This is a genomic window from Pseudomonas sp. XK-1, assembly GCF_038069885.1.
GTDB lineage: Bacteria > Pseudomonadota > Gammaproteobacteria > Pseudomonadales > Pseudomonadaceae > Aquipseudomonas.
Map to the genome: position 1 here is coordinate 265,685 of NZ_JBBPES010000006.1, position 15,008 is coordinate 280,692.

A 15,008-nucleotide genomic window follows, 5' to 3' on the forward strand; every position below is an offset into this window, starting at 1 on the left:
GGGAATGGAACTAGGCGTCCCCTCCCTCGCTCCTACATCGCTGCTTTTTCCGAGGCTTGCATGCCCTTCGATCTTGCCACTCGCCTCGCCGAGCGCCGCGCCGCCAACCTCTATCGCCAACGCCCCCTGCTTGAATCACCGCAGGGGCCGCTGGTTCAGGTCGATGGCCGGCAGCTGCTGGCCTTCTGTTCCAACGACTACCTGGGCCTGGCCAATCACCCCCAGGTGATCGAGGCCTGGCGCGCCGGTGCGCAGAAATGGGGTGTGGGCGGCGGCGCATCGCATCTGGTGATCGGCCACAGCACCCCGCATCACCAGTTGGAAGAAGCCCTCGCCGAATTTACCGGGCGGCCACGCGCGCTGCTGTTTTCCACCGGCTATATGGCCAACCTCGGCGCGGTCACCGCGCTGGTCGGGCAGGGCGATAGCGTGCTGGAGGACCGGCTTAACCACGCCTCCCTGCTGGACGCCGGCCTGCTCAGCGGCGCGCGCTTTTCCCGCTATCTGCATAACGATGCGGTCAGCCTGGCCAACCGCCTGCGCAAAGTGACTGGAAACACTCTGATCGTTACTGATGGCGTATTCAGCATGGATGGCGATCTGGCCGATCTGCCGGCGCTGTGCGCCGAAGCGCGCCGCGCCAATGCCTGGGTGATGGTCGACGACGCCCACGGTTTCGGCCCGCTGGGTGCTACCGGCGGCGGCATCGTCGAGCACTTCGGCCTGGGCGTCGACGATGTGCAGGTGCTGGTCGGCACCCTGGGCAAGGCCTTCGGCACCGCCGGGGCCTTTGTCGCCGGTAGCGAGGAACTGATCGAGACCCTGGTGCAGTTCGCCCGGCCCTATATCTACACCACCAGCCAGCCGCCGGCCCTGGCCTGCGCCACCCTGAAGAGCCTGGAACTGCTGCGCAGCGAGCACTGGCGGCGCGAACATCTAGATGCCCTGATCAAGCGCTTCCGCGAAGGCGCTCAGGCGATCGGCTTGGAGTTGATGGACAGCGCCACGCCGATCCAGCCGATCCTGATCGGCGACAGCGGTCGCGCCATGCAGCTGTCGCAAATGCTGCGTGAACGCGGCCTGCTGGTCACCGCGATTCGTCCGCCCACCGTGCCGGCTGGTAGCGCCCGCCTGCGGGTGACCCTGTCCGCTGCCCATAGCCTGGAGCAGTTGGAATCGCTGCTGGAAGCCCTGGCCGAGTGCTGGCCGTTGCTGGCTGACGAGGGCGCAGGTCATGCGTGATCGGCTGATTCTGCTGCCCGGTTGGGGCCTCGGCACCGTTCCTCTTGAGCCTCTGGCAGGTGCCTTGCGCGGCCTCGATCCACGTCTGCAGGTGCAGATCGAACCGCTGCCCTTATTGGATTCCAGTGATCCGGTCGACTGGCTGGATGAGCTGGACGCCAACCTGCCACAGGACGCCTGGTTTGGCGGTTGGTCCCTCGGTGGCATGTTGGCGGCCGAACTGGCGGCGCGCCGGGGCGAACGTTGCAGCGGCTTGCTGACGCTGGCCAGCAATCTGCGTTTTGTCGCCGAGCCAGGCTGGCCCGCAGCCATGCCAGCAGAGACCTTTAAGGCCTTCCGTCAGGGCTGCGCCGCCGATGCGGCCGCGACCCTGAAGCGTTTTGCCCTGCTCTGCGCCCAGGGTGCGGCGGATGCCCGCGGCCTGTCGCGGCAGTTGCTCGGCGCGGCTCCGCTGGCGCAATCCGAGACTCTGCTGGCCGGGCTGGATCTGCTCGCTGTCCTGGATACCCGGGCTGCAGTGCAGGCCTTTGCCGGCCCGCAGCTGCATCTGTTTGCAGGTGCCGATGCCCTGGTTCCTGCGGGGGCCGCGCCGGCGCTGCTCGAACTGTTGCCCGATGTGGAAATTGGCTTAATTGATCACGCCAGCCACGCCTTCGCCCTGGAGCGCCCCCATGAAGTGGCGGCGGCGATCCAGGCCTTTCTGCATGAGGCTGGCGATGATTGAGACGATTCGTAGGGTGTGCCGTGCGCACCGCATCAATCTCCGTTATGGCAGCACCCTGCGTGCGTGGTGGATCTATGGTGCGCACGGCGCACCCTACGTCGAGGCCAGCCAATGAGTGAAGCCTTCCAGGCTGGCGGCCTGCCGGACAAACGCCAGGTGGCCGCCTCGTTCTCCCGCGCGGCGCAAAGCTATGACAGTGTCGCGGCCTTGCAGCGCAGTGTCGGCCAGCAGTTGCTGGCCCGGTTGCCCGCTGCCATTACTCCTGAGCGTTGGCTGGATCTGGGCTGCGGCACTGGCCATTTCAGCCGCGCCCTGGGTGAACGTTTTCCGGCCAGCCAGGGCGTGGCCCTGGATATCGCCGAAGGCATGCTGCGCCACGCCCGGCCACTGGGCGGCGCGCAACAGTTTATTGCCGGCGATGCCGAGCGCCTGCCGCTGCGCGATGCATCCTGCGACCTGCTGTTTTCCAGCCTGGCCTTGCAGTGGTGTGCAGATTTTTCCGCCGTACTGAGCGAATCCGAACGCGTGCTCAAGCCGGGTGGCGTGCTGGCCTTTAGCAGTCTGTGTGTCGGCACCCTGCAGGAGCTGCGTGACAGCTGGCAGGCGGTGGATGGCTTTGTTCACGTCAATCGCTTTCGCCACTTCGAGGATTATCAGCGCCTGTGCGACGGCAGCGGCCTGACGCGTTTGAGTCTGCAGACCGCCCCGGAAACCCTGTACTACCCGGACGTACGCAGCCTGACCCATGAGCTGAAAGCCCTGGGTGCCCACAACCTCAACCCCGGCCGGCCGGGTGGTTTGACCGGGCGCGCGCGGATGCTGGCGCTGCTCAATGCCTATGAGCGGTTCCGCCAGCCCCGAGGCCTGCCGGCGACCTATCAGGTGGTCTACGGCGTACTGCGTAAGGACATTTCCTAGATGAACACTGCTTTTTTCGTTACCGGTATCGATACCCCTATCCTGGCTACAGCGCCGGCAAAACCTGTCGCGATGGAGTTGCTATGAGCGCAGCCTTTTTCGTCACCGGTACCGATACGGAAATCGGTAAAACCACCATCGCCGCCGGCCTGCTGCATGCGGCGCGGCTGGCCGGGCTGTCCACAGCGGCGGCCAAACCGGTGGCTTCCGGCTGCGTGCGCACGGCGGATGGCCTGCGCAATGATGATGCCCTGGCGCTGCTGGGCGAATGCACCCTGGCGCTGCGTTATGAAGAGGTCAATCCGCTGGCATTCGAGCCAGCCATCGCTCCGCACCTGGCCGCCCGCGAAGCCGGTGTATTGCTGGATGTTGCGGCGCTGCACGGGCCGGTGCAGGCGATTCTGGGCAAACATGCGGACCTGACCCTGGTCGAAGGTGCGGGCGGCTGGCGGGTGCCCCTGGCCGGGCAGGCGACACTCTCGGACCTGGCGATAGCGCTGCAGTTGCCGGTGATTCTGGTGGTCGGGGTGCGTCTGGGCTGCATCAATCAGGCTGTGCTCACGGCCGAAGCCATTATCCGTGATGGTCTGCCCCTGGCCGGCTGGGTGGCCAATCTGGTCGACCCGCACACCTCGCGGCTACACGACAATCTGGCGACTCTGGCCGAGCGCCTGCCGGCACCCTGTCTGGGCTATGTACCGCGCCTGGAGCAGGCCACGCCGGCCGCGGTTTCCGACTATCTGAACCTGGACATTCTGGACCTCGCGCTATAAGCGGGCTTACTGCCATAGCCTTTTGCTTGTACGTTTTTCCAGCCGCATCTGCTTCAATGCAGAATGTCAGTGTGTTGTGATCGCAGGAGTCTGGGCATGGAAATTTCGGGGAACGCCTTCAATTCGGGCATCAGTACCATTCAATCTGGCCAGCGCCGGGTCGACCAGGCCGCGGCCGATATTGCCAGCAATGCCGCCACGCCACCGCTGCAGCCAAGCTCCACGCCGCCGGCCAATCAGGTCAACCCCGCGCCCAGCTCGGCCGAGCAGTCGCGTCCCGATCTGGCGGAAAGCCTGGTGGCGCTGCGTCAGGGCCAGAACGAGGCAGCCGCCGGGGCCAAGCTGGTGAAAACGGCCGATGAAGTGCTGGGCACCCTGATCGATACCAGCGCCTGAGTCACTTGCCTCGGCCGGTTCAGGGCAATCCTGTTGATCGGTGCGTGGGGCGAGGAGTGATACATGCAGATTGGCGGCGCATCGTCCTATTTCGCGCCAGCAGCAGCCCCCCTGCCGGCCGGCCCTGCCACGCCCGCGGGTCCTCCCGATACCGCCACTGATAGCAGCCGCGCCGCCCAGGCACAGGTAAACGCTGCTCAGCCCCTGGCCGATGAGCAATCGGCATCTGCCCGTGAAGAAGCCGATAAGCCCGCCGACTCCGCGGCCAATGCCGATAAAGGCAAAAGCCGCGCAGGTGAACCCAGCCCGCAGCAGGAGCGCCTCGAGCAACTGGAAATTGCCAAGCTGGTGGGCCGCGACCAGGAGGTGCGCGCCCATGAACAGGCCCACTCGGCCGTGGGCGGAAGCTACGCTGGTGCGCCGACCTACACCTTTACGCGTGGCCCGGATGGCAAACGCTATGCCGTGGGCGGCGAAGTCAGCATCGATGTGGGCGCGGTGCCGAACAATCCCGAAGCCACCCTGCGCAAGATGGAAATCGTTCTGCGCGCCGCCCTGGCCCCGGCGGAGCCTTCCGCCCAGGATCTGCGCGTTGCCTCCCAGGCCCAGGCGCAGATGACCCAGGCCCGTGTCGAACTGGCCGAGCAGCGCCGCACTGAAGCACAGTCAGCTCGCGAGTCCAGCGCCGAGGACGCAGAGCCGGGCGAGGAGGCGGTCGACCGGGAGGAATCCGCCGCATCGTCCCGGCAAGAACGGCCAGCGCCACCTAGTCTTGATCTGTATCGGCAACTCGGCGGCTTGGGCGAAGCGACCCCGGCGATAGATCTGCTTGCATAATCGAAGGGCGGGGTGCTTGACATTAAATAGGCATAAACGTATGTTTCAAACGCTTGTTTGATTCGCTCGATTGCCAAGGGGCATGCGAGCGCCGGGATTGCTCCCGAAAACGACCGAATATCCGGTCACCTACACACTAAGAATCCACCGCAGAGGTTAACCGCTATGCCTGATTACAAGGCCCCCTTGCGCGATATCCGTTTCGTACGCGACGAACTGCTCGGCTACGAAGCGCATTATCAGAGCCTGCCTGGCTGCCAGGACGCTACTCCGGACATGGTCAGCGCCATCCTTGAGGAAGGTGCCAAGTTCTGTGAGCAGGTGCTGTCGCCGCTGAACCGTGTAGGTGACACTGAAGGTTGCACCTGGTCCCCGGAAGGCGTGAAAACCCCTACCGGCTTCAAAGAAGCCTATCAGCAGTACGTTGAAGGTGGCTGGCCGAGCCTGGCCCACGACGTTGACCATGGCGGCCAGGGCCTGCCCGAGTCCCTGGGTCTGGTGCTGAGCGAAATGGTTGGCTCCTCCAACTGGTCCTGGGGCATGTACCCGGGCCTGTCGCACGGTGCGATGAACACCATCGCCGAGCACGGCACCGACGAGCAGAAGCACACCTACCTGACCAAGCTGGTATCCGGCGAGTGGACCGGCACCATGTGCCTGACCGAACCGCATTGCGGCACCGACCTGGGCATGCTGCGTACCAAGGCCGAGCCTCAGGCTGATGGTTCGTACAAGGTTTCCGGTACCAAGATCTTTATCTCCGCTGGTGAACACGACATGGCCGATAACATCGTCCACATCGTGCTGGCCCGCCTGCCCGACGCGCCGCAAGGCACCAAAGGCATCTCGCTGTTTATCGTGCCGAAGTTCTCGGTCAACGCTGACGGCAACATCGGTGCGCGCAACGCCGTTTCCTGTGGCTCGCTCGAGCACAAGATGGGTATCCACGGTAATGCCACCTGCGTGATGAACTTCGACGGTGCTACCGGTTACCTGATCGGCCCGGCCAACAAAGGTCTGAACTGCATGTTCACCTTTATGAACACGGCTCGCCTGGGTACTGCACTGCAAGGTCTGGCTCACGCCGAAATCGGTTTCCAGGGTGGTCTGAAGTACGCTCGCGAGCGTCTGCAGATGCGTTCCCTGACTGGCCCGAAAGCCCCGGACAAAGCGGCCGACCCGATCATCGTCCACCCGGACGTGCGTCGCATGTTGCTGACCATGAAGGCCTTCGCCGAAGGCAACCGCGCGATGGTGTACTTCACCGCCAAGCAGGTCGACATCGTCAAGTACAGCAAAGACGAAGCCGAAAAGAAGCAAGCCGACGCGCTGCTGGCTTTCCTCACTCCGATCGCCAAAGCCTTCATGACCGAAGTTGGCTTCGAAGCCGCCAACCACGGCGTACAGATCTATGGCGGCCACGGCTTTATCGCCGAGTGGGGCATGGAGCAGAACGTTCGCGACAGCCGTATCTCCATGCTGTACGAAGGCACCACCGGTATCCAGGCACTCGACCTGCTGGGCCGTAAAGTGCTGCAGACTCAAGGCGAAGCGCTGAAAGGCTTCACCAAGATCGTGCACAAGTTCTGCCAGGCCAACGAAGGTAACGACGCTGTCAAAGCGCTGGTTGCACCGCTGGCCAAGCTGAACAAGGAGTGGGGCGACATCACCATGAAAGTGGGCATGGCTGCCATGAAGGACCGTGAAGAAGTCGGTGCCGCTTCGGTGGATTACCTGATGTACTCCGGTTACGTCTGCCTGGCTTACTTCTGGGCTGACATGGCTCGCCTGGCTGCCGAGAAGATCGCTGCTGGCGCTGAAGACGAGGCTTTCTACAAGGCCAAGCTGCAGACCGCCAACTTCTACTTCGCGCGCATCCTGCCGCGCACCCGTGCGCACGTTGAAGCCATGCTGTCTGGTGCCAACAACCTGATGGACATGGCCGAAGAAGACTTCGCCCTGGGCTACTAAGCCTTAGTCCTTTCCAGGTCTGAAAAACCGCTGCCCCTTGGGGTGGCGGTTTTTTTATGCCCGCCATCCCTGGCGGTCACCCTTCGGGCCGTCGCTGCGCGACGTTAAAAAACTGTTGCAGACAGTTTTTTATTTGGGCACATAAACAGTCTTAAACAGCTTGTCGATTTGCCTGCGAGGTACCGTGCGCAACGCGCTCGTTACAGGCAAACTGCGTGGCGTTATCCACTTTTCGCCGCCGAGCGGAGCCCGTCTTGTCGCGTTTTGCTGCTGTGCGCTTTGGCCATTTTCTGCCTTCGCTGCTGCTTCTGTTCGGCGGCTTGCTGTTGGCGCGCCTGGCGGTGCTGAGCGAGTTCTTCACCTCGCTGTTCAATGTGCTGCCCACCCTGCTGCTGTTGCTCGGTGGCGCGTTCTGTTTGGTGTATGGCCGTCAGCGCGAGGTGTTTCTGCTGCTGACGCTGTACCTCGGCTACTTTCTGCTGGATACCCAGGTCGATCATTTCCGCGCCACGGGGCAGGTGCGCAGCGATGCGGCGCTGATCTTCCATCTGTGCAGCCTGTTGCTGCCGCTGCTCTATAGCCTGTATGCAGCCTGGCAGGAACGCACCCATCTGCTGCAGGACCTGATCGCCCGTGCCGCCGTTCTGCTGGCGGTCGGTGCGGTGGCGGTGGGCCTGGCGCAGCGCTTTCCCGAGGCGTTGCTGCACTGGTTGTCGCTGGTGCGCTGGCCGGCGTTGCAGGTCGAGTGGCTGGCGTTGATCCAGCTGGCCTATCCGGTATTTGTCCTCGGTCTGATTCTGCTGGCAGTGCAGTACCTGCGCGCGCCACGGCCGCTGCACGCGGCGCAGCTGTTGGGGCTGTGCGGGCTGCTGTGGATGCTGCCGAACACCTTTATCCTGCCCAATGCGCTGAATGTGATGAGCAGCCAGATCATGTTGATCCTGGTCGCCGCGGTGGCGCATGAGGCTTATCAGATGGCCTTCCGTGACGAACTCACCGGCCTGCCGGGGCGGCGCGCCTTGAATGAACGCCTGCAGCGCCTGGGTCGCAGCTATGTGATCGCCATGGCCGACGTCGATCACTTCAAGAAATTCAACGACACCCACGGTCACGATGTCGGCGATCAGGTGCTGCGCCTGGTCGCCGCTCAGCTGCGCAAGATCGGCGGCGGGGGCAAGGCCTACCGCTATGGCGGCGAGGAATTCACCCTGGTATTTCCCGGCAAGACCCTCGACGAGTGCCTGCCGCACCTTGAGGTGGTGCGCCAGGTCATCGAGACCTATCGCATCCAGCTGCGCGACAAGCAGCAGCGCCCGCAGGACGACAAGCAGGGCCGGACGCGGCGGGCCGGCGGCGCGGCCAGTCAGGTGTCGGTGACGGTCAGCATGGGCGTGGCCGAGCGCGGGCTGGAACAGCGCAGCCCGGAAGAGGTGCTCAAGGCTGCCGACCAGGCGCTGTATAACGCCAAGAGTGCCGGGCGTAACTGCGTGCGCAGTCATGGCCAGCGGCGCGGGGCGGTCAGGTTGGAAGCTTCGCGCAACTGAGGCTGCCGGCTAATGACAGTGTATTCAGCATCTGCACTGTGATTGTTGGTGCGCTGTATCAGCCGTAGCGTAGAGGGCTAATCCACGCTCTAGCTGACGGAGATGCCAGCATGCCCGAGTACAAAGCCCCCCTGCGCGATATGCACTTTCTGATCGACGAGGTCTTCGACTTTCATGCCGGCTACGCCGCGATGGGGGCCAGCGACGCCACCCCGGATATGGTCAGCGCAATCCTCGCCGAGGGTGCGAAGTTCTGTGAGCAGGTGCTGGCCCCGTTGAATCGCTCCGGCGATGAAGAGGAGTGCCAGATCAACGACGGCGTGGTGACTACACCCAAGGGCTTCAAGGAAGCCTTTGCCCAGTACGTTGAGGGCGGCTGGAATGGCCTGGCGGCGGACCCGGCCTACGGCGGCCAGGGTCTGCCGCATTCCCTTGGTCTGCTGATCAGCGAAATGGTCGGCGCGAGCAACACCTCCTGGGGCATGTACCCCGGCCTGACCCACGGCGCGATGTCGGCGATTCACGCCCACGGCACGCAAGCGCAGAAGCAGACCTACCTGAGCAAGCTCACCGAAGGTCGCTGGACCGGCACCATGTGCCTGACCGAAGCCCACTGCGGCACTGACCTGGGCCTGATCAAGACCCGCGCCGTGCCCCAGGCCGACGGCAGCTACGCGGTCAGCGGCAGCAAGATCTTTATCTCCGCCGGCGAGCACGATATGAGCGAGAACATCGTGCATCTGGTGCTGGCCAAGCTGCCCGACGCGCCGGCCGGCACCAAGGGCATCTCGCTGTTTATCGTGCCCAAGTTCCTGCCCAACGCTGAAGGTCAGGCCGGCGCACGCAATGGCGTCAGCTGCGGCTCGATCGAACACAAGATGGGCATCAAGGCCTCGGCCACCTGCGTGATGAATTTCGACAGCGCCACCGGCTACCTGATCGGCGAGGCCAACAAGGGCCTCAACTGCATGTTCACCATGATGAACCACGCACGCCTGGGCACCGGCATGCAGGGCCTGTGTCTGGGTGAAACCAGCTTCCAGGGTGCGATCAAGTACGCCACCGAGCGCCTGCAGATGCGCGCGCTGACCGGGCCGAAGGCACCGGATAAAGTTGCTGACCCGATCATCGTGCACCCTGATGTGCGGCGCATGCTGCTGACCATGAAGGCGTTTAACGAAGGCAACCGTGCCCTGGCCTATTTCACCGCGCAGCTGATCGATCAGGCGCACCGCGGTGACAGCGCCGAGCAGCGTGAAGAGGCCGAGAACCTGCTGGCCTTCCTCACGCCGATCTGCAAAGCCTTTATGACCGAGACCGGCCTGGAGGTGACCAACCATGGCATGCAGGTATTCGGCGGCCACGGTTTTATCCGCGAGTGGGGCATGGAGCAGCTGGTCCGTGACTGCCGCATTGCGCCTATCTATGAAGGCACCAACGGCATCCAGGCCCTCGACCTGCTCGGGCGCAAGGTGCTCGGCAGCCAGGGCAAGCTGCTGCGCGGCTTTACCAAGATCGTCCACAAGTTCTGTGAGGCCCAGGCCGAGCACCCGCAGCTCAAGGGCTATGTCGCTCAACTGGCGACGCTGAATCAGCAGTGGGGCGCGCTGACCCAGAAGATCGGCATGGCGGCGATGAAGAACCCGGATGAAGTCGGTGCGGCGTCGATGGATTACCTGATGTACTCCGGTTACGTCATCCTGGCGTACTTCTGGCTGCGCATGGCCCTGGTGGCCGAGCAGAAGCTGGCGGCGGGCGCGGCTGATGCTGCGTTCTACCAGGCCAAGCTGGCCACCTGCGAGTTCTACTTCAAGCGCCTGTTGCCGCGCACCGCCACCCACCTGGCCGGTGCCGAGGCAGGCAGCGAATGCCTGATGCGTTTGCCGGCCGAACACTTCGCCCTCTGACAGGCGGTTGTAACCCAGGCAAAGCCCGCCATCCGGCGGGTTTTGCCGTTATTAAGGCGCTCGTTAGCCTAACAAACGAATGGTGACCTTCTGGTCACTACGCGACGCTATGTGTCTAAAAAGTTGTTCGGTTAGACTCGGCGCACATCTCTACACCTACTGCTTCACATCTGCTGCTCGTTCGAGGAATTGCCCCATGGCTGACTACAAAGCTCCCCTGCGCGATATGCGCTTCGTGCTCAATGAAGTGTTTGAAGTTTCCAAGCTGTGGGCCCAGTTGCCGGCCCTGGCTGAAGTGGTCGATGAAGACACTGCAGCGGCCATTCTCGAAGAAGCCGGCAAGGTCACCGGCGGCGTGATCGCCCCGCTGAACCGCAGCGGCGACGAAGAAGGCTGCTCCTGGGAAGGTGGCGCGGTGAAAACCCCGGCCGGCTTCCCGGATGCCTACAAAACCTACGCCGAAGGTGGCTGGGTGGGCGTCGGTGGTGATCCGGTATTTGGCGGCATGGGCATGCCCAAGGCGATCTCGGCTCAGGTCGAGGAAATGGTCAACTCGGCCAACCTGTCGTTCGGTCTGTACCCGATGCTGACCGCCGGTGCCTGCCTGTCGATCAACGCCCACGCCAGCGAAGAGCTGAAAGAAAAATACCTGCCGAACATGTACTCGGGCGTCTGGGCCGGTTCCATGTGCCTGACCGAGCCGCACGCCGGCACCGACTTAGGGATTATCCGCACCAAGGCCGAGCCCCAGGCCGATGGCAGCTTCAAGATTTCCGGTACCAAGATCTTCATCACCGGTGGTGAGCACGACCTCACCGAAAACATCATCCACCTGGTACTGGCCAAGCTGCCGGACGCCCCGGCGGGCCCGAAAGGCATCTCGCTGTTCCTGGTGCCGAAGATCATGGTCAACGCCGACGGTTCCCTGGGCGAGAAGAACAGCCTGTCCTGCGGTTCCATCGAGCACAAGATGGGCATCAAGGCCTCGGCCACCTGCGTGATGAACTTCGACGGTGCCACCGGCTGGATCGTCGATGCGCCGAACAAGGGCCTCGCCGCCATGTTCACCATGATGAACTACGAGCGTCTGGGCGTTGGCATCCAGGGCCTGTCCCTGGGCGAGCGCAGCTACCAGAACGCCGTGGAATACGCCCGCGACCGTATCCAGAGCCGTGCGCCGACCGGCCCGGTGGCCAAGGACAAGGCCGCTGACCCGATCATCGTGCACCCGGACGTGCGCCGCATGCTGCTGACCATGAAAGCGCTGAACGAGGGCGGTCGTGCCTTCTCCAGCTACGTGGCCATGCAGCTCGACACCGCCAAGTACAGTGAAGACGCCGCTACCCGCAAGCGCGCGGAAGAGCTGGTGGCCCTGCTGACGCCGGTGGCCAAGGCCTTCCTCACCGATATGGCGCTGGAAACCACCGTACATGGCCAGCAGATCTTCGGCGGCCACGGCTTTATCCGCGAGTGGGGCCAGGAGCAGCTGATCCGCGACTGCCGCATCACCCAGATCTACGAAGGCACCAACGGTATCCAGGCGCTCGATCTGGTCGGCCGTAAAGTGGTTGGCAGCGGCGGTGCGTTCTACAAGCACTTCGCCGAAGAGATCAAGGCCTTCACCGATTCCGCCGACAGTAGCCTGGCCGAATTTATCGAGCCGCTGAAAGGTGCCATCGCCAACCTGGAACTGATGACCAGCGATCTGCTGGAACGCGCCAAGGCCAACCCGAACGAAGTCGGTGCCGCCTCGGTCGAGTACCTGCAGGTGTTCGGTTACACCGCCTACGCCTACATGTGGGCCTTGATGGCACGCACCGCACTGGCCAAGCAGGATCAGGACGAGTTCTACGTGAGCAAACTGGGCACCGCGCGTTTCTTCTTCGCCCGCCTGCTGCCGCGTATTCACTCGCTGACTGCATCGGTCAAGGCTGGTAGCGAGTCGCTGTACCTGCTGGACGCCGCGCAGTTCTAACGGCGTTTGCAGTAAACAAAGCCCCGGCCTAAACAGCCGGGGCTTTTTTGTGCCGCCCCGGTTCTGAAGGCGCGCAAACCTGCTGTTGTAGGGGGCACCGTGCGCACCAGGGTCCCTTAGGCTGCTGCGGTGCGCACGGCGCACCCTACAAATCTCGCCAATGCTTATACGCCAGTCGGAAGGTTCCAGGCCCGTGCCGTGTGGCTGTTGATAATACGGATGCTCATCCAGTTTGTTATTTATGTATATACATTTGTGCGTTATGTCTGCACACAGGCTGTGAGCCGAGCTTTGCCGTTCGTCTGCTGCTGGGCTTTGCTGTTGACCAGCATGCGCCGCCTATCTCGGTGGTTTATGTGTCTATGCCTTAGCGCGGGCATATGACGCTAATAGAGCGGCAGTGATTTTTGGCTGACGAACGGGGTTGACGACTGCATGGTCGAATTCTATTGTATATACAAGTCCGCTCAAGGAGAGCCTCATGTCCCTGTCCGCCCCGCGCCTGCTTTGGCGCGAGCTCTGTCTTTTTGATGGCCTGACCACGCTGGCCGAGCCGATCAATCTGCTGGTGGCGGATGGCAAGGTGGCGGGCTTGTGGCCGACCCGCGCGTTTCCCGAGGCGTTGGCCGAGGGGGCCATTGAGGCCGGGCGCGGCGGGGTGATGACCCCGGGGCTGGTGGATTGCCACAGCCACCTAGTGTACGCCGGCAACCGCGCCGGCGAGTTCGAGCAGCGCCTCGAGGGTGCCAGCTACGCCGAGATCGCCAAGGCCGGCGGCGGCATTCTCAGTACCGTGCGCGCCACCCGTGCCGCCAGCGAGGATGAGCTGCTGGCGCAGAGCCTGCCGCGCTTGCAGGCGTTGCTGGACGATGGCGTCACCACCCTGGAAATCAAATCCGGCTACGGCCTGAGCACCGCCGATGAATTGAAGATGCTGCGCGTTGCGCGCCGCCTTGGCGAGTTGCTGCCGTTGCGCACCACCACCACCCTGCTCGGTGCCCATGCCTTGCCGCCGGAGTTCGCCGGCGACAGCGATGGCTATATCGCCCTGGTCTGCAACGAGATGATCCCGGCGGCCGTTGCCGAAGGTCTGGTCGATGCGGTGGACGTGTTCTGCGAAAACATCGCCTTCAGCCCGGCGCAGTGCGAGCTGGTATTTAAGGCTGCGCAACGCCACGGCCTGCCGATCAAGGTGCACGCCGAGCAGCTGTCCAATCAGGGGGGCAGCACCCTGGCCGCACGCTATCGGGGCCTCTCGGCCGACCATATCGAGTTTCTCGACGAGCCAGGGGTGCAAGCCATGGCCGCCGCCGGCACGGTCGCCGTGCTGCTGCCCGGGGCCTTTTATACCCTGCGTGAAACCCAGTTGCCGCCCATCGCACTGCTGCGTCAGCACAAAGTGCCGATGGCCCTGGCCAGCGATGCCAACCCCGGCACCTCGCCGATCTGCTTTCCGACCCTGATCCTTAACCAGGCCTGCACCCTGTTCCGTTTGACCCCGCGCGAAGCCCTGGCCGGGATGACCGCCCATGCCGCCCGAGCGCTCGGCCGCCCGGATCTCGGCCGGGTCGAGGCTGGGGCACCCGCCGACCTGTGCCTGTGGGATGTACAGCAACCCGCCGAGCTGGCCTATGCGATACAGCCGGGGCGGCTGCGTCAGCGCATCTTCAACGGCGTCATTAGTTACAGCAAAGAGGCCTATACCCATGCACGCTGATCGCAACTCCATGGAGCTCTGGCAGGGCCGCGTCGACCCGGAAGCCGGCAGCCCGCGCTGGCACCAGCGCATTCAGGCGCTCAGTGCCGACAGCCAGCCCGGCGTGGCCCTGCTCGGTTTCGCCAGCGACGAAGGGGTGCGGCGCAACCATGGCCGCGTCGGCGCGGTAAATGGTCCGCTGGCGATGCGCAAGGCGTTGGCCAACCTGGCCTGGCATCGCCAGGGCGCGGCCTATGACGCCGGTGATGTGCTGTGCGCCGATGGCGATCTGGAGAGCGCCCAGGCGCGCCTCGGCCATAACGTCTGCGCGCTGCTGGATGCCGGGCACCTGCCCATCGTGCTGGGCGGCGGCCATGAAGTGGCCTTCGGCAGCTGGCAGGGTATCGCCGAGCATCTGGCCGGCGCTGCTGCGCCGCGGATGGCCGCCCCACGGATGGCCGCCCCGCGTATAGGCATTATCAATTTCGACGCGCACTTCGATCTGCGCGACCCGGCTCACGCCCGTTCTTCCGGCACGCCGTTCGCCCAGATCGCCGAGCAGTGCGCCGCCCGTGGCTGGCCGTTCACCTATGCCTGCCTGGGCGTCAGTCGCGCCAGCAACACCCGCGCGTTGTTCCAGCGCGCCGCCGAGTTGAACGTGCTGGTGCGTGAAGACCGCGAGATCAGGGAAGGCAGTTTGCCGGCCATCAGCGCCGAACTGTCGGCCTTTATCGCCGGTTGCGACGCGATCTATCTGACCATCGATATCGACGTGCTGCCGGCCTGCGAAGCCCCCGGCGTCAGCGCCCCGGCAGCGCGAGGCGTGCCGCTGGCGCTGCTCGAACCGCTGCTGGAGACCGTGCGCGACAGCGGCAAGTTGCGCCTGATGGACCTGGCCGAACTCAATCCTGAATACGACATCGACAGCCGCACCGCCAAGGTCGCGGCGCGGTTGATTCATCTGCTGACCCTGACCTCCTGAATTTATCCAGAACCTCATACCTAACAAAAATAGGAGGCCAGTA

The 15,008-nt window shown here is 63.8% G+C and carries 12 protein-coding genes; all 12 read left to right on the forward strand.

Annotated elements, in window-relative coordinates; genetic code table 11:
- The first annotated feature begins 60 nt into the window (after positions 1–60).
- The 12 genes from bioF (at position 61) to hutG (ending at position 14,965) form a co-directional block, all read left to right on the forward strand.
- The gene (gene bioF / locus WMW70_RS17345; RefSeq protein WP_341438705.1) at positions 61–1,242 is read left to right on the forward strand and encodes an 8-amino-7-oxononanoate synthase; all 1,182 of its coding nucleotides are present in this window, start codon (positions 61–63) and stop codon (positions 1,240–1,242) included.
- On the forward strand, positions 1,235–1,966 hold the full coding sequence (locus WMW70_RS17350; RefSeq protein ID WP_341438706.1) for an alpha/beta fold hydrolase: 732 nt from the start codon (positions 1,235–1,237) through the stop codon (positions 1,964–1,966). Before bioF ends, WMW70_RS17350 begins: the two co-directional genes overlap by 8 nt.
- Before the next feature lie 111 nt (positions 1,967–2,077).
- Complete coding sequence (bioC, locus tag WMW70_RS17355) at positions 2,078–2,884, forward strand: malonyl-ACP O-methyltransferase BioC (RefSeq protein ID WP_341438707.1); 807 nt, start codon at positions 2,078–2,080, stop codon at positions 2,882–2,884.
- An 83-nt stretch (positions 2,885–2,967) separates the two neighbouring features.
- Positions 2,968–3,657 carry a dethiobiotin synthase gene (gene bioD, locus WMW70_RS17360; RefSeq protein WP_341438708.1) on the forward strand — a complete coding sequence of 230 codons (690 nt, stop codon included), beginning with the start codon at positions 2,968–2,970 and terminating at the stop codon, positions 3,655–3,657.
- A gap of 96 nt (positions 3,658–3,753) precedes the next feature.
- A complete protein-coding gene (locus WMW70_RS17365) occupies positions 3,754–4,053 on the forward strand; it encodes a hypothetical protein (RefSeq protein ID WP_341438709.1) in 300 nt (99 codons plus the stop codon).
- Positions 4,054–4,116: 63 nt separating this feature from the next.
- Positions 4,117–4,890 (forward strand): putative metalloprotease CJM1_0395 family protein, encoded by a 774-nt coding sequence (locus tag WMW70_RS17370; protein ID WP_341438710.1) that lies wholly within the window; start codon positions 4,117–4,119, stop codon positions 4,888–4,890.
- 165 nt (positions 4,891–5,055) lie between these two features.
- Positions 5,056–6,861, forward strand: a complete 1,806-nt coding sequence (locus WMW70_RS17375; RefSeq protein ID WP_341438711.1) for a phenylacyl-CoA dehydrogenase — start codon at positions 5,056–5,058, stop codon at positions 6,859–6,861.
- 254 nt (positions 6,862–7,115) lie between these two features.
- Positions 7,116–8,405, forward strand: coding sequence for a GGDEF domain-containing protein (locus WMW70_RS17380; protein ID WP_341438712.1), 1,290 nt, complete (start codon positions 7,116–7,118; stop codon positions 8,403–8,405).
- Positions 8,406–8,515: 110 nt separating this feature from the next.
- Positions 8,516–10,312 (forward strand): acyl-CoA dehydrogenase C-terminal domain-containing protein, encoded by a 1,797-nt coding sequence (locus tag WMW70_RS17385; RefSeq protein WP_341438713.1) that lies wholly within the window; start codon positions 8,516–8,518, stop codon positions 10,310–10,312.
- 196 nt (positions 10,313–10,508) lie between these two features.
- Positions 10,509–12,287 carry an acyl-CoA dehydrogenase C-terminal domain-containing protein gene (locus WMW70_RS17390; protein WP_341438714.1) on the forward strand — a complete coding sequence of 593 codons (1,779 nt, stop codon included), beginning with the start codon at positions 10,509–10,511 and terminating at the stop codon, positions 12,285–12,287.
- A gap of 481 nt (positions 12,288–12,768) precedes the next feature.
- Entirely contained in the window at positions 12,769–14,004 is a 1,236-nt protein-coding gene (gene hutI, locus WMW70_RS17395) for an imidazolonepropionase (protein WP_341438715.1), read from the forward strand.
- Positions 13,994–14,965 (forward strand): formimidoylglutamase, encoded by a 972-nt coding sequence (gene hutG / locus WMW70_RS17400; protein ID WP_341438716.1) that lies wholly within the window; start codon positions 13,994–13,996, stop codon positions 14,963–14,965. Before hutI ends, hutG begins: the two co-directional genes overlap by 11 nt.
- Positions 14,966–15,008: the final 43 nt, after the last annotated feature.

What these genes read in the sequence shown, in the direction of transcription:
- bioF (WP_341438705.1), top strand. Translation starts at nt 61, where the DNA reads ATGCCCTTCGATCTTGCCACTCGCCTCGCCGAGCGCCGCGCCGCCAAC.
- WMW70_RS17350 (WP_341438706.1), top strand. Translation starts at nt 1,235, where the DNA reads ATGCGTGATCGGCTGATTCTGCTGCCCGGTTGGGGCCTCGGCACCGTT.
- bioC (WP_341438707.1), top strand. Translation starts at nt 2,078, where the DNA reads ATGAGTGAAGCCTTCCAGGCTGGCGGCCTGCCGGACAAACGCCAGGTG.
- bioD (WP_341438708.1), top strand. Translation starts at nt 2,968, where the DNA reads ATGAGCGCAGCCTTTTTCGTCACCGGTACCGATACGGAAATCGGTAAA.
- WMW70_RS17365 (WP_341438709.1), top strand. Translation starts at nt 3,754, where the DNA reads ATGGAAATTTCGGGGAACGCCTTCAATTCGGGCATCAGTACCATTCAA.
- WMW70_RS17370 (WP_341438710.1), top strand. Translation starts at nt 4,117, where the DNA reads ATGCAGATTGGCGGCGCATCGTCCTATTTCGCGCCAGCAGCAGCCCCC.
- WMW70_RS17375 (WP_341438711.1), top strand. Translation starts at nt 5,056, where the DNA reads ATGCCTGATTACAAGGCCCCCTTGCGCGATATCCGTTTCGTACGCGAC.
- WMW70_RS17385 (WP_341438713.1), top strand. Translation starts at nt 8,516, where the DNA reads ATGCCCGAGTACAAAGCCCCCCTGCGCGATATGCACTTTCTGATCGAC.
- WMW70_RS17390 (WP_341438714.1), top strand. Translation starts at nt 10,509, where the DNA reads ATGGCTGACTACAAAGCTCCCCTGCGCGATATGCGCTTCGTGCTCAAT.
- hutI (WP_341438715.1), top strand. Translation starts at nt 12,769, where the DNA reads ATGTCCCTGTCCGCCCCGCGCCTGCTTTGGCGCGAGCTCTGTCTTTTT.
- hutG (WP_341438716.1), top strand. Translation starts at nt 13,994, where the DNA reads ATGCACGCTGATCGCAACTCCATGGAGCTCTGGCAGGGCCGCGTCGAC.